Genomic DNA, 18,633 nt, shown 5'->3' with positions numbered 1-18,633 from the left:
CATGTTAAAAATAGGACCTTATGAATTTCAATCAAGATTGCTTCTCGGAACGGGAAAATTCCCGGATTTCGATGTTCAAAAAGAGGCGGTCGACGTATCAGGAACTGAAATTTTAACGTTTGCCGTAAGACGGATGAACATTTTCGAGCCGAACCAGCCAAACTTTCTAGAAAAATTGGAAGTGGAGAAATTTAAGATGCTTCCAAACACGGCGGGAGCTAGCACGGCCGAAGAGGCTGTCCGCATCGCGAAGCTCGCGAAAGCATCCGGGCTCTGTGATATGATTAAAGTCGAAGTGATCGGTGACGATAAAACGTTGCTTCCTGATCCGATCGAAACGTTAAAAGCATCGGAAATGCTGTTGGAAGAAGGATTTATCGTTCTTCCGTATACTTCCGATGATGTCGTTTTAGCAAAAAAATTACAGGAGCTTGGCGTGCATGCGATCATGCCGGGAGCTTCCCCGATTGGTTCTGGACAGGGAATCGTCAATCCGCTTAACTTAAGCCTCATCATCGAACAAGCGACGGTTCCGGTCATTGTTGATGCAGGAATTGGTTCACCTGCGGATTGCGCTATTGCCATGGAAATGGGTGCGGATGGCGTGTTATTGAACACCGCCGTATCCGGGGCACAAGATCCAGTCAAAATGGCCCGCGCGATGAAACTGGCGATTGAAGCCGGCCGGTTAGGATTTGAAGCGGGAAGAATTCCGAAAAAACGCTATGCAACAGCATCAAGCCCTCTGGAGGGAATGAGCGTATAATGAGCGATCGTTATTCCAGGCAAGAATTGTTTGCCGGAATTGGAAAGAGCGGGCAAGAAAAGCTTGCTTCAAAACATGTTCTGATTATCGGAGCCGGTGCACTCGGCACTGGAAATGCCGAAATTCTCACCCGGGCGGGAATCGGCAAATTGACGATTGTCGACCGCGATTATGTCGAATGGAGCAATCTCCAGCGGCAGCAATTGTTTAGCGAAGAAGATGCGGGAAACCGCCTCCCAAAGGCGATTGCCGCCAAAAAGCGTCTCCGCGCAATTAATTGCGATATTGATATTCGTGCTTTTATTATGGATGTCGGCATTCAAGAAATCGAAGAGCTTTCTGCCGGCGTCGATCTTATCATCGATGCCACCGACAACTTTGACGTCCGTCTTTTAATTAACGATCTTTCGCAAAAAAAGAAGATTCCATGGATCTATGGCGCGTGTGTCGGAAGCTATGGTTTAAGCTATACGATTTTTCCAGGAAAAACGCCTTGTTTAAGCTGCCTTTTAGAAACCGTTCCATTGGGGGGCGCAACGTGCGATACGGCGGGGATTATTGCCCCGGCTGTGCAAATGGTTGTCGCCCATCAAACGTCCGAAGCGTTAAAGCTGCTTGTTGAGGATATGGATGCGCTAAGAAATAAGCTCGTCTCTTTTGATTTATGGAAAAATCAATATGTCACAATGAATGTGGACCGGATGAAAAAGGACGATTGTCCGTCATGCGGAGTAAATCCGACGCACCCATTTTTGCAGCCGGAAAATCAGATGAAAACCGCTGTGCTTTGTGGGAGAAACACTGTGCAAATTCGTCCGCCGAAACGATCTGAAAGAAATCTTGATGAACTGGCGAGCAAATTGTCCAAATTAGGCGGCGCCCTGCAACAAAATCCGTATCTCGTCTCATATACGGTCGATGATACCCGCCGTCTCGTCATTTTTAAAGACGGAAGGGTGCTCGTGCACGGGACAAAAGACATTCATGAAGCGAAAAGCCTGTATCACCGTTATGTCGGATAATTCCGTGTTCAAAAAGGAGGACAAAAAGAGCCGAGAAGTTCAAGGAAGCGCAGACTGCGAGCACCGGAGCGTATGCCTTTAATACGTGAGGAGCGGAGAGGCAAGCTGACGCAGAAATTCGACAGCTATTTTTCCCGGACTTTTTGAACATCCTTAATTGAATAGAAATGCTAGGGGGGCCAATTACCGGCTGAGAATAAACGTATGTTTTAAACCCTTTGAACCTGATCTGGATCATGCCAGCGTAGGGAAGCGGATCATATCTACACATGTAATATAGATGTAGTGTATCGCCGCCTCTCTTTAGGGGCGGTTTTTTAAATTTCGTTCATTAACTGCCCGAAATGTCAGTTTTTTTTGTTAAAACTTACAATAATATCGCCTAAACTTGGCCAAAACTCGATAAGTTAGCTCCAAAACTAAATAATAAGCCTGTTTATTTTCTGTACAGGACAGTTTATTTTCCAAACTAGAGATTTTATTTTCTGAATTTCAATTTTTATTTTCCAAACATCGGATTTTATTTTCCAAACTAGCAATTTTATTTTCCAAAGTCAGATCAACGTGCAATCATGCAAATTTACGATAGCAAAAAAGGAGGGAGAAAACATTGCTGACAGAAACATTCAATAAAAAAATCGAACAATTAGTAGAAGAAAGGCAGGATGAATTGCTGCAATTACTCGGTGAGCTCATCCGTTTTCCAACGGTAAGCCCTCCGGCCCGCAATTCGTCGGAAGCTCAGCAGTTTATTGAACAGCAGTTACAGCAATTGGGCTTTACAACAGACAAATGGGACGTATTCCCGAATGACCCGAATGTCGTTGGTGTAAAGAAAGGCACGGATCCAGAGCGATTCAACAGTTTGATCATCAACGGCCATATCGATGTCGCCGAAGTAGGAGACGATTCAGAGTGGACGGCGTCCCCGTTTGAAATAAAAGTAGAGAATGGATATGTCTTTGGCCGCGGCACATCAGACATGAAAGGCGGGATCGCCGGGGCATTATTTGCTATTCAATTATTACATGAACTTGGCGTGGAATTGAAAGGAGATTTGCAATTTCAATCCGTCATCGGTGAGGAAGTAGGAGAGGCCGGCACGAAGTCATGCTTAGATAGAGGGTATACCGGTGATTTTGCCCTCGTTGTCGATACGAGCGATCTACGGATTCAAGGGCAGGGCGGCGTTATTACCGGTTGGATTACGGTGAAAAGCAAAGAAACGTTTCATGACGGGCTGCGTTCGAAAATGATTCATGCCGGCGGCGGATTGAGAGGCGCAAGCGCTATTGAGAAGATGATGAAGATCATTAGCGGTCTTCAAGAATTGGAACGCCACTGGGCTGTAACAAAAAGCTACCCTGGTTTTCCGGCAGGGACAAATACGATCAATCCTGCTGTGATCGAAGGTGGACGTCATGCCGCTTTTATCGCCGATGAATGCCGGTTATGGATTACCGTCCACTTTTATCCGAATGAAACGTTTGAACAGGTCGCAAAGGAAATCGAAGAACACATCAATCGTGTTGCGATGGCCGATCCATGGCTGAAAGAAAATCCGCCACAGTTTCGCTGGGGCGGAAAATCAATGATCGAAGACCGCGGTGAAATTTTTCCTTCGTTAGAAATTGATCCCGGGCATCTGGCAATTGTCCAGTTAAAAAATCATCACGGACTCGTCACGAAGAGGGAAGCGGAAGTCACCATGTCCACATCGGTTACCGATGGCGGATGGTTTGGCTGGGCAGGCATTCCCGCGGCGATTTACGGTCCGGGAGAGTTAAAAGAGGCTCACTCGGTGAATGAAAAAGTGAAGATTAAGCAACTGTTGGACTATACGAAAACGATTGCTTGCTTTATCGCCGAGTGGTGCAACACGGAAAGGGGAGAACAAAAATGACGAAAACGAAGCAGCAGCTATTTACCGACCGGCTATTTGAAAACGTTAAGCCGATTTGGACGAAAATTCACGCCCATCCGTTTGTCCGGGGAATTGGAAGCGGTACCCTCGATAAAGAGACCTTTGCCTATTACATGAAACAAGATTATGTGTTTTTGATCGATTATGCGAAATTGTTCGCGATTGGTTCGATGAAAGCGGAGGACCTTGAAACGATGGGGAAATTTGCCGGGCTTCTCCACGAAACGCTTCATACGGAAATGGATTTGCACCGGCAATACGCGGCTGAATTTGGCATCAGCCATGTTGACCTGGAACAAACCGAAGCGACGCCGGTGAACCTTGCTTACACCCGGTATATGCTCAATGTGGCACATAATGGGGGGCTTGCCGAGTTGATTTCATGCCTTCTTCCATGTATGTGGAGCTATTGGGAAATCGGAAAAGATTTAAAACAGCAAAACGGCAACACGTTATCAGCAAATCCGTATGCAAGCTGGATTGAGATGTACGCTTCCGCTGAATTTGGCGCACTCAGCGAGTGGCTCATTGAACTTCTGAACAACCTGACAAACGGAAAAACGGAACGGGAGCTCTCCATACTAGAAAAACATTTTATAACGACGTCACGCTATGAATATCTCTTTTGGAATATGGTATATGGCAAGCACGAATGGCCGATTTGACTATGGCACTGGTGATGAAGAATGTTTCGTACTCGGTGAGACCCGAAAAACGGCATAAAAAGAAAATCATTTCGAATGTAAACATCACACTCCAAAAAGGAGAGTTCGTATCGTTAATCGGGAAAAGCGGAACAGGAAAAAGCACAATATTAAAGTTATGTGCCGGGCTCCTGAAACCCGATGAAGGGGAAATTCGCGTCTACGGCAAAGCGACTGAACCGGGAAGTGTCGGGTATATGCCTCAAAAAGATTTGCTTTTGCCGTGGCGAACGGTTCTTGAAAACATCATGCTCGCTTCTGAATTTCAAAAAGGCGCAAAAGTAACGAAAAACGAGGCAAGAAATTGGCTTAAACGAGTCGGCCTTAAAGATTATGAAAATGCGTTGCCACGGGAGCTTTCGGGCGGCATGAGGCAGCGGGCCGCTTTTTTAAGAACAATTTTGACCGAAAAAGAAGTTCTTTTATTGGACGAGCCATTTGGGGCACTCGATGCCTTGACGAAAAAAGAGATGCATAGCTGGCTTCTATCCATATGGGAAGAGTTGAATAAAACGATTCTTTTTATTACCCACGACCTGGAAGAAGCCATCCTTCTAAGCGACAGGATTATTTTGCTGCATTCGGATCAGACGACAGAAGAAATTCCGGTTGATCTTCCACGCCCGCGCCATTCGGAAATGGTTCATACAATGGACATGGTGAACTACAAAAAAATGATAGAGAAGAAGATTGCTGATGGCTAAACTGAAATCATTTTTCAAAGATTACTTGTTATTTATCTTGTTTTCATGTGTCATCATTGTCATCTGGGAATGGCTCGTCCAGTCAGGGAAAGTCCCTTCATTTATATTACCTGCCCCATCTTCGGTTATCCGTTCCATTGTTGAAAACCGGGAGTCGCTTTTTCAGGAGCATCTTCTTGCGACCGTTAAGGAAGTGGCGATTGGATTTTTTATTGCGGCAGCAGGGGGAATCGGCTTATCGATCCTTATGTATTTCTCAAAAGCGCTTGAGAAAATGATTTATCCCGTCGTTTTGATTTCGCAAACGATTCCGATTATCGCACTGTCTCCGGTTTTTGTTCTCTGGTTTGGTTATACGATATGGAGCAAAGTGGCGGTCACTGTATTAATCGCCTTTTTTCCGATCGTTGTCGGGATGTATGACGGGCTAAAAAATAGCGACCCGGAATATGATGAACTCCTCCAGTCAATGGGGGCGAGCAAATGGCAGCGGTTTATGAAAGTGAAACTGCCGATGGCATTGCCTTCTCTCTTCTCCGGATTAAAGCTTGCGATTGTGTTTTCCGTCGTCGGTGCGACAATCGGTGAATGGCTTGGGGCAAGCGTTGGCCTTGGCTATTATAGCAGAAGAATGTCAGGGAACTTGAATGCGGAAGGTGTATTTGCGGCCGTTTTTCTTTTATCTGTACTCGGAATGGTTTTATTTTTCGTTGTTACCTTATTGCAAAAATGGATGTTGAAATGGAATGAAGAAAAGAAAAGGTGATGAAATTGAAACGTAAATGGTTAACGATAGGGATCGCCCTCTGTTTGGCGATCGTCCTTTCAGGTTGTTCACAGTCACAAGAAGCGAGCGGAACGAAAAACAAAAACGGGCTTCAAAAGGTCAGCATCATGCTTGACTGGTATCCGAATGCCGTTCATTCCGCGATTTATACGGCAGTAAAAGAAGGCTATTTTAAAAAAGAAGGGCTTGATGTTGATATAAAAATGCCGGCTGAAACGAATGACCCGCTAAAATTGGTTGCGGCAGGCAAAATCGATCTTGCCCTCAGCTATCAGCCGCAAGTCGTCATTTCAAGGGCGGAAGACATTCCTGTTGTTTCGCTCGCTGCTCTCGTACGCCATCCGCTCAATTATTTAATGGTACCTGAGAAAAGCAAGATAAAAACGCCAAAAGATCTTGCCGGCAAAAACATTGGCTACCCATCCATTCCGACCGATGAAGCGATTGTAAAAACAATGGTGGATCATGATGGTGGAAGCATAAAGAACGTAAAGATGACAGATGTCGGATTCGATTTAATGCCGGCTGTCTCAACGAACAAAGTCGACGGTATTATCGGAGGATATATTAATCATGAAAAGATTTTGCTCGGTAAGGAAGGGCACCCGATGCGTGCGATTAATCCGGCAAAGTATGGCGTCCCTGATTACTATGAATTAGTACTTGTTGCCAGCAGCCAGGGATTGAAAGAAAAGAAAGGAGTTTACAAAAAGTTCTGGAAAGCGGTATCAGAAGGACAGCAATATGTCCAAAAAAATCCGGAACAAGGATTGCAAATTTTATTGGATCATGAAAATCAAGATTTTAAACTGGACAAACAAGTCGAAAAAGAAAGCTTGAATATTTTGCTGCCGTTAATGGATGCAAAAGACGAGCCGTTCGGCACCCAGGATGAAAAAACGTGGCAAGATGTCGCCGATTGGCTATATAAAACAGACGTGGTGAAGAAAAAAGTTAATATCAAAGATGCGTTTGTCAATATCGCTGAATAATTTTACAGAAAAGGACTGCTGTTCAACAGCGGTCCTTTTCCTATTGAAGTCATATTATTTTAATTTAGAACATAAACTAAATCTGAAACTAATTTTTATAATAAAAATATATTTATTGAAATTATATTTCAAACCAATTATAATAAAAGTAAAGAAAATTTCGACGACCATTCGCAATACGAATTTGGAGGCTTAAAAATGGAAGAACATCTAAGCTCATTAACGACCGAAATGCGTAATCAAAATACAACACATATTGATACAGCTGATACTATCGATATTTTAACAGTAATGAACGAAGAAGATCAAAAGGTCGCCCTGGCAGTAAAAAAAGTGTTGCCCAAGGTCAAAGTGGCAGTTGAATATGCCTTCGAGTCATTAAAAAAAGGCGGGAGGCTCATCTACATTGGAGCTGGCACGAGTGGCCGCCTCGGTGTTCTCGATGCTGTTGAATGTCCTCCGACGTTTAGCACATCTCCAGAAACCGTACTCGGAATCATGGCCGGGGGTGAAAAGGCATTTGTCAAAGCGGTTGAAGGGGCAGAGGATAATGCCGAGTTAGGCAAAACAGATTTAGAAGCGATCCATCTCACGTCAAATGATACGGTCATTGGCATTGCGGCAAGCGGCCGGACGCCATATGTTGTCGGAGCCCTTCAATATGCAAGAAGCATCGGTGCAAAGGCGGTAGCGCTATCATGTAATGAAAACGCCAGAATCAGCCAGGTTGCCGATCACGCGATTGAAGTCATTGTCGGTCCCGAAGTATTGACAGGCTCAACGCGAATGAAAGCAGCAACTGCCCATAAAATGATTTTAAATATGATCTCAACTACGACGATGATCCGTCTTGGGAAAGCATATGAAAATTTAATGGTCGATGTTCATGTCAGTAACCATAAATTAAAAGAACGAGCGATTAACATTATTAAAACGGTTACGGGCACCTCTTACGACGTTGCAAAAGAAACATTGGAGAAGGCGAATTATGAGGTGAAAACGGCGATCGTGATGATTAAGACGGAAAAAACGTATAACGAAGCGAAAGCATTACTTGCTGAGGCCGGTGGCTATGTCAGCAAGGCCATTTCATTAAATAAAGGAGAGTAAATCGTGGCATCAGGCGGATTAAAGATGGTTCAAAAAATGCTCGACAAACTTCCGGCTTCCGAGCAAAAGATTGCAGAATATATTTTAGAACATCCCCATGAAGTCGTAAATAGTACAGTCAGCCAGCTGGCTAACGTTTCGAACACGAGCGGCGCGGCCGTCATACGGCTTTGCAAATCACTTGGCTTAAAAGGTTTTCAAGATTTGAAAATTAGGGTTGCGGGTGATTTGCTGAAACCGGCCGAACAGGGCTACCGGGATATCGAGCCTTCAGAATCGATGTATCAAGTCGCTCACAAAACGGCAAGCAATGCCATTCAAAGCTTGAAAGAGACAGCGGAATTGATCAACTATGATGAATTGCAAAAAGCGATAGATGCATTGTTAAAAGCAAAAAACGTTCATTTTTTCGGAATTGGGGCATCTAGTATTATCGCTCTGGACGCGCAGCAAAAGTTTTTACGCATTAATAAAGGGGCAACGGCTTTTACAGATGTTCATCTTGTCGCCACATTGATTGCGAATGCGGATCAAGATGATGTTGTCTTCGGCATTTCATTTTCGGGAGAGACGCCGGAAGTGATTAATGTCCTGTCACTTGCGAAAGACCGGGGGGTTCAAACGATCAGTCTGACAAAATTTGATCAGACGACACTCTCTTCGATTGCGGACATCAGCTTATTTACTTCTTATTCAAATGAGGCCCCTTTTCGAAGCGCCGCGACCTCTTCAAGATTGGCCCAGCTTTATATCATCGATGTTTTGTTCCTATGCATCGCGGCCAGGCAGTATGAGGAAACGGTCAAACATATCGATAAGACGCGGGAAGCCATTCACTTTATTACAAAGAAAAAGTAAACGTTGTTTTGAAAGCGTTTTTATGGGGGAGAAACGAAAGCAACTATTTAAAAGGGGAGGAATGAAAGATGGGAGAAAACAAACATCAAGTCCTTGCGAGAAAAATCCTTGAGTACATTGGGGGACCGGGAAACATTGATTCCTATACACATTGCATGACTCGCCTCCGCGTCACCCCTTTAGAAGATTCTCTTATTAACAAAGAAGCGTTAAAGAACATTGAAGGCGTACTTGGAGTCGTTGAAGCAGAAACGTTGCAAATTATTCTTGGGCCTGGTGTCGTCAACAAAGTGACGGAAGAGTTTGGCAAACTGATCGACGCATCAGAGAATGCTGAGTTTGAGAATTTAGGAGCGCAAAAGAAATCGGAAATAAAGAAAAAGAATGCTACCCCATTTAAGTTGTTTTTGCGTCGGATTGCCAGCATCTTCATTCCGCTCATTCCGGCGTTGGTTGCGTCGGGCCTCGTTAATGGGATCACAAAAACCCTCGTTCAAGCAAAATGGCTTGATGAAAAATCACAACTGGCCATCATTTTAATGGTGATCGGTTCAGGATTGTTTGCCTATCTTGGAATTTTGGTCGGGATTAATGCGGCAAAAGAATTCGGAGGATCGCCGGCTCTCGGCGCATTAGCCGGTATTCTTGTCATCAACCCGGAAGTGGCAAAAATCAGTTTGTTTGGCGAGAATCTCTTGCCGGGGCGTGGAGGACTAATTGGCATCCTGTTCGCTGCCATTTTTATTGCGATCGTTGAAAAAAATGTCCGCACGGTTGTTCCGAAAAGCCTTGACATTATAGTGACGCCAACTTTGGCGCTCCTCGTAACAGGAATTGTAACGTACGTTGTCTTCATGCCGTTAGGCGGATTTATTTCTGATGGAATTACAAAAGGTCTGTTAGCCATCCTTGATTTCGGCGGCATCGTTAGTGGCTTTGTTTTAGGTGCAACATTCTTGCCATTAGTCGTCACCGGACTTCACCAGGGATTGACTCCAATTCATATGGAGTTGATCAATAAAATTGGCAACGACCCGCTTCTGCCGATTTTGGCAATGGGCGGCGCGGGTCAGGTCGGTGCAGCGTTTGCCATTTATTTTAAAACAAAGAAGACCAGGTTGAAACGCGCGATCGGGGGCGCCCTTCCTTCAGGACTTCTCGGCATTGGCGAGCCGCTTATTTTTGGTGTAACCTTGCCGCTTGGCCGTCCGTTTTTAACAGCTTGCCTCGGGGCAGGTGTCGGAGGGGCATTCCAGGCACTTTTTAAAGTAGCGACGACCACCATCGGGGTATCGGGATTGCCGCTAACGTTTCTTGTTGTTGGCGGCCAGGCTTTTCTCTATTTACTCGGTCTTGTCATTGCTTATGTAGCAGGCTTCCTCTTTACTTATTTCTTTGGATTTAAAGATGAAATGGCGAGTGAATTTTAATGATCGGCATATCGTTTTATTTAAATGACCCATTGGCGGAAAAACGGATTAAAGAAGCGAGTGAAATTGGCGTGAAGCGGGCTTTCACCTCTCTTCACATTCCTGAAGAAACGGGGGATCTGGCAAACCGGGCAAAAAATCTTTTGTGTGTTGCGAAAGAATTAGGAATGGAAGTGTATGCTGATATTTCCGCAAGGACCCCGGAGCATTTAGGCATTGATTGTTTTGAAGATTTGACGGATTTAGGTGTTGTCGGGATCCGGTTGGATGACTTTTTTGACCAACAAACGATCATGAGGCTGTCTGAGAGTTTTCAAATTGCTTTAAATGCGAGCATTATTTTGGAAGATGAATGGTTTGAACTTTTGAATAGCGGAATTGAGAAAATCCGGCTTATCGCCTGGCATAATTATTATCCACGGAGAGAAACGGGCCTGGATGAAAACTTTTTTCGAAAGCAAATGAAATTGTATCAAGATTATAACATTCCTTCCTGCGCCTTTGTGCCAGGGCGGGGAGAAAAACGGGGTCCGCTGTTTGAAGGATTGCCGACGCTGGAGAAACATCGGTGGATAGATCCTTTTGCAGCAGCCGTTGAATTGTTTGATGATGGTGTTGAAGAAGTGTACATTGGTGACCCTGAACCAGGGGCCATGCTTTTGGAACAACTGATAAAATATGATTCAAACAAGGTCATTCCTATACGGGTAAAAACAGCATCGTTCAAAGGCGGAAAGTATCGGCCGCGTCCGGATTTTGCGCGTGATGTCCTTCGTTTAATGAACACGCGCACGACGGAGTCCGTCCCACCAGACAATACTGTAGAGCGACCACGTGGAACGGTAACGGTCGATAATGATTTGTATGGAAGGTATCGCGGCGAAATCCACATTACCCTTCAAAATCTGCCTGCTGATCAACGGGTGAACGTCATTGGAAGCGTGGTTCCCGAAGACCTTCCGCTTCTGTCTCTCATTCAGCCGGGTCAGTACATTGAATTATGTTGTCTTAGTTAGATATCGATAGGAGATTAAAATTGACTGATATCCTCTCCAAATGAATGGATAATTGTTTAAAAATCATTGAAAAGCTTCAGCGAAATATTATTACGGAATAGTATAGGAGTTAAGAAATGAAAACATATCCGGTCCTAACGAATGCGGGAGATCCGGAAGAAGCGGGATTCTCAGCAAAAAGATTACGAAAAGTTGATAGCTTGATTGAATGTGATGTTCAGGCCGGGTTTCCGGGTGCCGTTCTTCTCGTTGTGAAAGATGCAAAAGTGGTGAAACATTCGGCCTACGGATATAAAAAGAAGTATGAAGGGCTGAGCAAGTTAGAGCATCCATTTACAATGGAAAAAGACACGATGTTTGACCTGGCCTCGAATACGAAAATGTATGCTCTTAATTTCGCCTTGCAGCATCTCTCAAGCATTGGAAAGGTCGACTTAAATGCGCGCGTACAGGATTTCATTCCAGAGTTTAAAGACCAACCAGCTGACGATATAAAAGGCAAGAATGCGATAAGAATAGTTGATCTCCTGACGCATTGCGCAGGCTTTCCCGCCGACCCGGGGTATTATGACCCGAAAAAGGCAGGCAGTCTCTATTCTCAAGACCGCGAGAGAACATTAAAAATGCTATGTCAAACGCCTCTACAGTATAAGCCGGGCTCACTGCATCTATATAGTGATGTCGATTATATGCTGTTAGGATATATTATTGAAAAGATAACTGACAAGCGGCTTGATCACTATGTAGAAAATGAAATTTACAAACCTTTAGGACTTAAACGAACTGTATTTAATCCGCTTCAAAAAGGATTCAAACAAAATGAATTCGCCGCAACCGAGCTGTTGGGAAACACGCGAGACGGCATCGTCCATTTTCCTAACATCCGAACAGATACGCTTCAAGGGGAAGTTCACGATGAGAAAGCGTTTTATTCCATGGGAGGCGTTTCAGGTCACGCCGGCCTTTTTTCTACTGCAAATGATTTAGCTGTCCTGCTTCAAGTAATGTTAAACGGCGGCGGGTATGGCGATGTGAAAATATTTGATCAACAAACGATCAACACATTTGTGAACCCTTCCCATGATCCAACCTTTGGGCTTGGATGGAGGCGAAATGGTGATTCAGGCATGGCATGGATGTTTGGAAGCTTTGCCAGCCCGAAAGCGATCGGACATACCGGATGGACGGGAACACTAACCATTATCGATGTTGAATATCAGTTAGGCATTGTTTTATTGACGAATAAAAAACATTCTCCTGTTCTTGAACCGGAAAACAATCCAAATTTATTTTTGGGAGACACATTTGAAACAGCAAAATACGGAAAAATTATAACCGCTATTTATGAAGCTCTGCTTAGAAAATCATATCGCCCTGGAGGATAAATCTTCCAGGGCTTTTTTTATGGATACTGGTTACCGTAAATAGCAGGAGGTGTTATATAATGCCAGGCAACAATAATGAAAAAACAATTAAACAGCATGATAAACAAAATCATAATAAGGGAATCCCGAAAGGCACATTTGCTGAACCAATCTCGCATGCTGCCGACCAACTAAAAACGAGAGGCCAAAAATAATCATGTTCAACACGCTCATCGGTATACCGGTGAGTGTTTTTTATGAAAACTGTTGCAAATTAAAAAAGATGAATGTATAATGTAATTATTAATTAACAAATTGCTAATTAGGTGATCGGAATGACGAAGAATGAAGAAGCATTAAAGCATTATGATTCCAGTAAATATGTAACACCTGATGGGTATACAAGCGATATTGCGGTGTTTACGATTGTAACTGAGCCCGTGAAAGAGGAAGGAAAAGCTCCGCCAAAGCGAACGTTGAAATTGATGCTGATTCAGCGTTCTGAGCTGAATAGTGAAGGGGAGCCAAATATTGAAGGCGGTAAGTGGGCATTGCCCGGCGGTTTTGTCCAGCCGAATGAAACAGCATATGAGGCGGCCATTCGCGAACTTTCGGAAGAAACCGGAATTGACCAAATTCATTTAAAGCATTACGGTGTTTATGACAAACCCGGCCGCGATCCGCGCGGATGGATCATTACGAATGCGCACTATGCGATTGTAACGGAAGATTTCCTTGGAAAAAGAAAAGCAGCTGATGATGCAAACGATGTCAATTTATTTACATTGGAAGAGGTTTTTCAATTAGAACTAGCTTTTGATCACAGAGAAGTGATCCATGATGCGATTGAGATGATTAAAAAAGACATGGTTCAAACGACGATCGCGAAAGGCTTTTTGCCTGAAGAATTTACATTATCCGAATTAAGGGACGTGCTGTTAACCGTTAGTGATGAGCCGTATATAAAAGAAAAATCGATCTTTTTTAGAAAAACGCCGACGTTGCCGTTTATTGAACTTGCGGTAGACCGTGAAGGAAATCCAAAGACGACAAGACGGAATTCATACCGGCCATCGAAGCTTTACCGGTTTACTGATAGCGAACCGATCGCATCCATTTACACGTAAAGGCAGGAAAATTTACCGGGCGGTAGTTAAATACTAGGGGAGAGAATCATTGGAGGATGATAGACATGAATCATAAATACAATGATGACAGTTATGCACTTCATACGGATCTTTATCAAATTAATATGGCGGAAACTTACTGGGCGGATAATTTTCACAACCGGAAAGCTGTATTCGACCTTTATTTTAGAAAGCTTCCGTTTGGGAACGGGTACGCGGTGTTTGCCGGGCTCGAGCGGATTATCGAATATTTGAATGGATTTCGCTTCAGTGAAAGCGACATTAACTATTTGCGCGATCTAGGGTTTAAAGAAGATTATCTCGCTTACTTAAAGGCGTTGAAGTTCACGGGCAATGTGCGGGGAATGCAAGAAGGAGAACTTGTTTTTAACAATGAGCCCATTCTCCGGATAGAGGCTCCTCTCGCAGAAGCGCAGCTCATTGAGACAGCTCTTCTTAATATTGTCAACTACCAGACGCTGATTGCAACAAAAGCTTCCAGGATTAAGCATGTTGCCAAGGATGAAGTCGTCATGGAATTTGGAACACGGAGGGCCCATGAATTTGATGCCGCCATCTGGGGTGCGAGAGCCGCTTTTATCGGCGGATTCGATGCAACGAGCAATGTAAGGGCTGGTAAAAAATTCGGTATTCCAGTTTCAGGAACGCATGCCCATGCGATGGTCCAGGCGTATCAAGATGAGTATACCGCGTTTCATAAGTACGCCGAGCGGCATAAAGACTGCGTATTTTTAGTGGATACGTATGATACGCTCCGTTCAGGTGTTCCAAACGCTATTCGCGTGGCGAAAGAGTTAGGCGATAAAATTAATTTTATCGGCATTCGCTTAGATAGCGGAGACCTTGCGTATCTTTCAAAAGCCGCCAGGAAAATGCTCGATGAAGCCGGTTTCACAAAAGCAAAAATTATTGCATCAAGCGATCTCGATGAAACGACGATTATGAACTTAAAATCCCAGGGAGCTAAAATCGATAGCTGGGGAATCGGCACAAAACTTATCACTGCATACGATCAACCTGCACTTGGTGCAGTCTATAAATTGGCGGCAATTGAAGACGAGGATGGAAACATGATTGACACGATTAAGCTTTCTTCTAATCCAGAAAAAGTGACGACACCGGGTCAAAAGAAAATTTACCGGATCATCAATTTGATCAATCATCGCTCAGAAGGGGACTATATTACGCTTGAAGATGAAGACCCGCAAAAGGAAGAAAAGTTAAAAATGTTCCATCCGATCCATACGTACATTAGTAAATTCGTAACGAATTTTGAAGCGAAAGAGCTGCATAAAGACATCTATGTCAATGGCGAATTAGTTTATGAATTGCCTGAGATTCACGAAATCCAGCAGTATGCAAACGACAACCTGGCACTTCTCTGGGATGAATACAAACGCTATCTCCATCCAGAAGAATATCCCGTCGACCTCAGTCAAAAATGCTGGGATCATAAGATGGCAAACATTAAAAAAGTGAGGGAGAAAGTAGAGGAAATGCAAAAAGGATAAAAGGCGGGGGGAGCCCGCCTTTTTACCATTGGCTCATTTCATTGCTGCCGTGGTATTTGTTTATAAAAGCAGTTACACTTTCATTTTCGAAAAAGAAGGGTTCGTTTTCATATAACCATACCTGGTACGTGCGGTAATCTTCATCAAAGTTCCCGGAGTAGAAACGCTTTACGACTTCGTTCGTATCCGTGTCGATCAGTACAATGCCACGATAAGAAGTTAAATCAGGCTTATCATAATCACACGCTACATAAAATGGCATGTTACAAAACCTCCTTTAAAAGATTTTCAAAAAAACAATCATATTATGGAACTTCCAGCATAAAAATGTTAGTTGTGTAAGCGATGACGACAGTTTATAAAATTACTCATATTTACTATGCCCTTAAACTGGAGTTGCTAGACTAACAATAGAAAATCGAAGGAGTGTCGCACGAATGAAGACCTATTTTCTTGTATTCAACAAAATGAATGCAAAAAAATTGCGAGAAATTGTCAAAGCGGCGAATGAATTTGACCAATGCCAAATTTATATCGAATATAAACAAATGAAGATGAATGCGAAAAGTTTGTTAAGTGTAAGTTTGTTGCTAGGGAAACAAGGATTGTATTGTATATATGCGACAGGAAAGAATTGTAGAACGGCCCTGGAATCGTTAAGGGCAATCTGTACAGAAGAATATGCTTTATGAATTCGACTATAAAACAAGAATTCCTGCAAATAATTTAAAAAAAATGTCACCTTTTTTTCTTTTTTGATCAACCGCTTTTGACGATATGGGCGGATGCACAATTATAGTATGAAATGAGACCCAGGTTGGTGAATGGCCGGGGTCTCATTTGTTTATTTTCAATAGACAGTTGACGTAAATGCATTCTTAGCATATAATGGTAAAAAATGAAAGGATGGTGTGTTTGTGAGCGTTGTCGTTCTTAACTAATCGAATTGGATAGTAGTAACAAAAAGTCAAGGATCATTCATTTCCGTGCAAAAAACCGTCGTTTTTCGGGTTTGTTTGTCATGCGCTTTTTGTTACACCAACTAGTTAAGAACAGCGGTCAGCATACAAAGCCATCATTATTGATTTCTCTTGATGAAACCGTGCTCTTGGAGTGCGTTTTTTTATTGCTTTAAAAGAGGCGGATTTTTCAGGGAAAGTGTGGTCTTTCGGGCAGGGATGACGATGTTCATCTTTGCCCTTTTTGCATTGTATGCCCTGGCCTCTGTTGAAAGAGGGAGGGGATAGTATGTCCAGATGATTCAATGTCATTGAACATCAATCAAACACGATCAAACTGAGGAGGAGACCACATTGAACGAACATACATTAAAGATGCTTGAATTTGATAAAGTGATTGAACATTTAAAGAGTTTCGCGCAAAATGAAATGACAAAACAAAAAATTGAAAAGTTAGTGCCGCACACGGATCTTTCGGTCATCGAAACATGGCTGAATGAAACGTCAGAAGCAAAAGCGATTATTGAAAAAAGCTCAAGTGTGCCGATCGCCAATTTGAACGGAATGGAGCATGTGCTCAAACTTGCCGAAAAGGGAATCAGCCTTTCACCTGAACAGTTGTCTTTCATTTTTGATTTGCTTGAAAATGTGGAGCGGCTGCAACGGTTTATGAAAGATAAAGCGTTTCTTGCCCCGAATGTATCATCATATGCTTATTCGATGTTCCCTCTTCCTGAGGTCAAAGAGGAGATTCATAAATGCATCCGGAATGGACAGGTGGACGATAATGCAAGCAAGTCGCTCTCTAAAATCCGGAAAAAAGCGGGGATCGTTGAAGAACGGATTAAATCTAAGCTTGAGAGTATTTTAAAATCATCTTCTTATCGCAATATGATGCAAGAACCGCTCATCTCGATGAGAGACGGGCGTTACGTCATCCCGGTAAAAAATGAATATAAGCGCAACATAGACGGACATATTCTCGATCGGTCCTCAAGTGGGGCGACTGTATATATGGAACCGCAGGAAGTGAGAAAGCTGCAAACGGAATTAAATATGTTAAAAGCGGAAGAGAAAATCGAAGTAGAAAAGATATTAAGCGGGCTGACAGCTATGGTTGCGACTTATCATCGGGAACTTACGATCACGATGGAAGCGATGGTCCATTATGATTTTATTTTCGCAAAGGGGAAATATAGCAGGGCCATCCATGCGAACCCGGTAACCCTCAACCATCAACACAAAATTGAAATCCGGGCTGGCAAACATCCTTTATTAGTGGAGAAAGCCGTGCCGCTGGATTTCTCATTAGGGAAAGACTATCAGGCGCTCATCATTACGGGGCCGAACACCGGAGGAAAGACAGTCGCCATTAAAACGGTCGGACTTCTTGCATTGATGGTACAGTCTGGATTGCATGTTCCCGCAAGCAAAGGAAGCGAATTCAATGTGTTTTCATCGGTTCTTGTCGACATCGGCGATTTGCAGAGCATTGAACAGTCCTTGAGCACCTTTTCGGCCCACATGACCAACGTCATTTCGATAATAGATGAAGCGGGACCGAATACGTTAGTCATTATGGATGAGCTAGGGGCGGGAACTGATCCGGCAGAAGGAATGGGGCTTGCGATCTCCATTTTAGAGGAACTTTACCGCAGTGGCGCCATCATTTTGGCAACGACTCATTATAGCGAAATGAAGGAATTTGCCAAAAATACGCCAGGGTTTGAAAATGGATCAATGGAATTTGACGTAGAAACGCTGCGGCCGACGTATCGATTAATCATCGGAAAAGCCGGGCAAAGCCAGGCCTTTTCAATTGCCTTAAAGCTTGGGATGGAATCAAAAATTATCGAGCGTGCCCACGAAATAACGTATAAAGAAGTGAAGGGCTATCCAACTGAAACGCCGCGTCAACTTCCCATTCGAACAGGTAATCTGCAACAAGTGAGGGAGGACGCCATAAAAAAGGCAGCCCCAGTTCGGAAAAAGAAGCCTCAAAAGAAGCAAGACGAAACTTCCTTTGCCATAGGGGACCGGGTCTATGTGCCGAGTTTAAAAACAGGCGGCATCATCTGTGAACCCGAAAACCAAAAAGGGGAATTAGGCGTTTTGATCAAAGGGAAGAAGCTGATCGTCCATAAAAAACGGTTAAAGCTTCAGATTGAAAGCAAAGAATTGTACCCGGACAATTATGATATGAGCATCGTTTTTGAAACGAAAGAAAATCGGAAGAAAGCGAAGCTCATGAACAAACGGCATGTCGAAGGGCTGACGATTGACCGCCCAACCGACGAGTAAAATAAGCTACCCGAAATGGCGGATAGAGCACCTGAAT

At 43.6% G+C, this 18,633-nt stretch carries 18 protein-coding genes and 1 riboswitch; of the genes, 17 read left to right on the top strand and 1 reads right to left on the bottom strand.

Features of this window, described 5'->3' with window-relative positions; translation table 11 throughout:
- Position 1 precedes the first annotated feature (1 nt).
- The 15 genes from WD019_RS18430 to WD019_RS18360 all read left to right on the top strand — a co-directional run bounded on the left by WD019_RS18430 (position 2) and on the right by WD019_RS18360 (position 15,336).
- Positions 2-766 (top strand): thiazole synthase, encoded by a 765-nt coding sequence (locus WD019_RS18430; protein ID WP_026679294.1) that lies wholly within the window; start codon positions 2-4, stop codon positions 764-766.
- Positions 766-1,788, top strand: coding sequence for a thiazole biosynthesis adenylyltransferase ThiF (locus WD019_RS18425; RefSeq protein ID WP_425712411.1), 1,023 nt, complete (start codon positions 766-768; stop codon positions 1,786-1,788). Before WD019_RS18430 ends, WD019_RS18425 begins: the two co-directional genes overlap by 1 nt.
- 162 nt (positions 1,789-1,950) lie before the next feature.
- A riboswitch (TPP riboswitch) is annotated at positions 1,951-2,056 on the top strand.
- A gap of 342 nt (positions 2,057-2,398) precedes the next feature.
- On the top strand, positions 2,399-3,691 hold the full coding sequence (locus WD019_RS18420; protein ID WP_425712410.1) for an acetylornithine deacetylase: 1,293 nt from the start codon (positions 2,399-2,401) through the stop codon (positions 3,689-3,691).
- The gene (gene tenA, locus WD019_RS18415) at positions 3,688-4,377 is read left to right on the top strand and encodes a thiaminase II (protein ID WP_425712409.1); all 690 of its coding nucleotides are present in this window, start codon (positions 3,688-3,690) and stop codon (positions 4,375-4,377) included. Before WD019_RS18420 ends, tenA begins: the two co-directional genes overlap by 4 nt.
- Positions 4,365-5,120, top strand: a complete 756-nt coding sequence (locus tag WD019_RS18410) for an ABC transporter ATP-binding protein (protein ID WP_425712408.1) — start codon at positions 4,365-4,367, stop codon at positions 5,118-5,120. The genes tenA and WD019_RS18410 overlap by 13 nt, the downstream gene beginning before the upstream one ends.
- Positions 5,113-5,886, top strand: a complete 774-nt coding sequence (locus WD019_RS18405; protein WP_425712407.1) for an ABC transporter permease — start codon at positions 5,113-5,115, stop codon at positions 5,884-5,886. The genes WD019_RS18410 and WD019_RS18405 overlap by 8 nt, the downstream gene beginning before the upstream one ends.
- A 5-nt stretch (positions 5,887-5,891) precedes the next feature.
- Positions 5,892-6,899 (top strand): ABC transporter substrate-binding protein, encoded by a 1,008-nt coding sequence (locus tag WD019_RS18400; RefSeq protein ID WP_026679300.1) that lies wholly within the window; start codon positions 5,892-5,894, stop codon positions 6,897-6,899.
- A 198-nt stretch (positions 6,900-7,097) separates the two neighbouring features.
- The gene (murQ, locus tag WD019_RS18395; protein ID WP_425712406.1) at positions 7,098-8,009 is read left to right on the top strand and encodes an N-acetylmuramic acid 6-phosphate etherase; all 912 of its coding nucleotides are present in this window, start codon (positions 7,098-7,100) and stop codon (positions 8,007-8,009) included.
- Between the two features lie 3 nt (positions 8,010-8,012).
- Entirely contained in the window at positions 8,013-8,867 is an 855-nt protein-coding gene (locus tag WD019_RS18390) for a MurR/RpiR family transcriptional regulator (protein WP_425712405.1), read from the top strand.
- A 68-nt stretch (positions 8,868-8,935) separates the two neighbouring features.
- Positions 8,936-10,297: a PTS transporter subunit EIIC gene (locus WD019_RS18385; protein ID WP_425712404.1), complete on the top strand. Its 1,362-nt coding sequence runs from the start codon at positions 8,936-8,938 to the stop codon at positions 10,295-10,297.
- Entirely contained in the window at positions 10,297-11,313 is a 1,017-nt protein-coding gene (locus tag WD019_RS18380) for a MupG family TIM beta-alpha barrel fold protein (protein WP_425712403.1), read from the top strand. The genes WD019_RS18385 and WD019_RS18380 overlap by 1 nt, the downstream gene beginning before the upstream one ends.
- 116 nt (positions 11,314-11,429) lie before the next feature.
- Entirely contained in the window at positions 11,430-12,698 is a 1,269-nt protein-coding gene (gene pbp4b / locus WD019_RS18375) for a penicillin binding protein PBP4B (protein WP_425712402.1), read from the top strand.
- 59 nt (positions 12,699-12,757) lie between these two features.
- On the top strand, positions 12,758-12,892 hold the full coding sequence (locus WD019_RS18370; RefSeq protein WP_425712401.1) for a hypothetical protein: 135 nt from the start codon (positions 12,758-12,760) through the stop codon (positions 12,890-12,892).
- A 120-nt stretch (positions 12,893-13,012) separates the two neighbouring features.
- Positions 13,013-13,804, top strand: a complete 792-nt coding sequence (locus WD019_RS18365) for an NUDIX domain-containing protein (protein ID WP_425712400.1) — start codon at positions 13,013-13,015, stop codon at positions 13,802-13,804.
- 65 nt (positions 13,805-13,869) lie between these two features.
- Positions 13,870-15,336, top strand: coding sequence for a nicotinate phosphoribosyltransferase (locus tag WD019_RS18360; RefSeq protein WP_026679307.1), 1,467 nt, complete (start codon positions 13,870-13,872; stop codon positions 15,334-15,336).
- 22 nt (positions 15,337-15,358) lie between these two features.
- On the opposite strand, the gene WD019_RS18355 is transcribed toward WD019_RS18360, so the two are convergent.
- A complete protein-coding gene (locus WD019_RS18355; RefSeq protein WP_026679308.1) occupies positions 15,359-15,598 on the bottom strand; it encodes a hypothetical protein in 240 nt (79 codons plus the stop codon).
- Positions 15,599-15,773: 175 nt separating this feature from the next.
- Between WD019_RS18355 and WD019_RS18350 the strand changes: the two genes are divergently transcribed.
- Positions 15,774-16,028: an HPr family phosphocarrier protein gene (locus tag WD019_RS18350; protein ID WP_026679309.1), complete on the top strand. Its 255-nt coding sequence runs from the start codon at positions 15,774-15,776 to the stop codon at positions 16,026-16,028.
- A 621-nt stretch (positions 16,029-16,649) separates the two neighbouring features.
- The gene (locus tag WD019_RS18345) at positions 16,650-18,596 is read left to right on the top strand and encodes an endonuclease MutS2 (protein ID WP_425712399.1); all 1,947 of its coding nucleotides are present in this window, start codon (positions 16,650-16,652) and stop codon (positions 18,594-18,596) included.
- The last annotated feature ends 37 nt before the right edge of the window (positions 18,597-18,633 follow it).

The organism is Fictibacillus sp. Mic-4, from assembly GCF_049843615.1.
GTDB lineage: Bacteria > Bacillota > Bacilli > Bacillales > Fictibacillaceae > Fictibacillus_A > Fictibacillus_A gelatini.
Note: the sequence above shows the minus strand (reverse complement) of the source record. Positions and strands in the feature narration are given on the sequence as shown.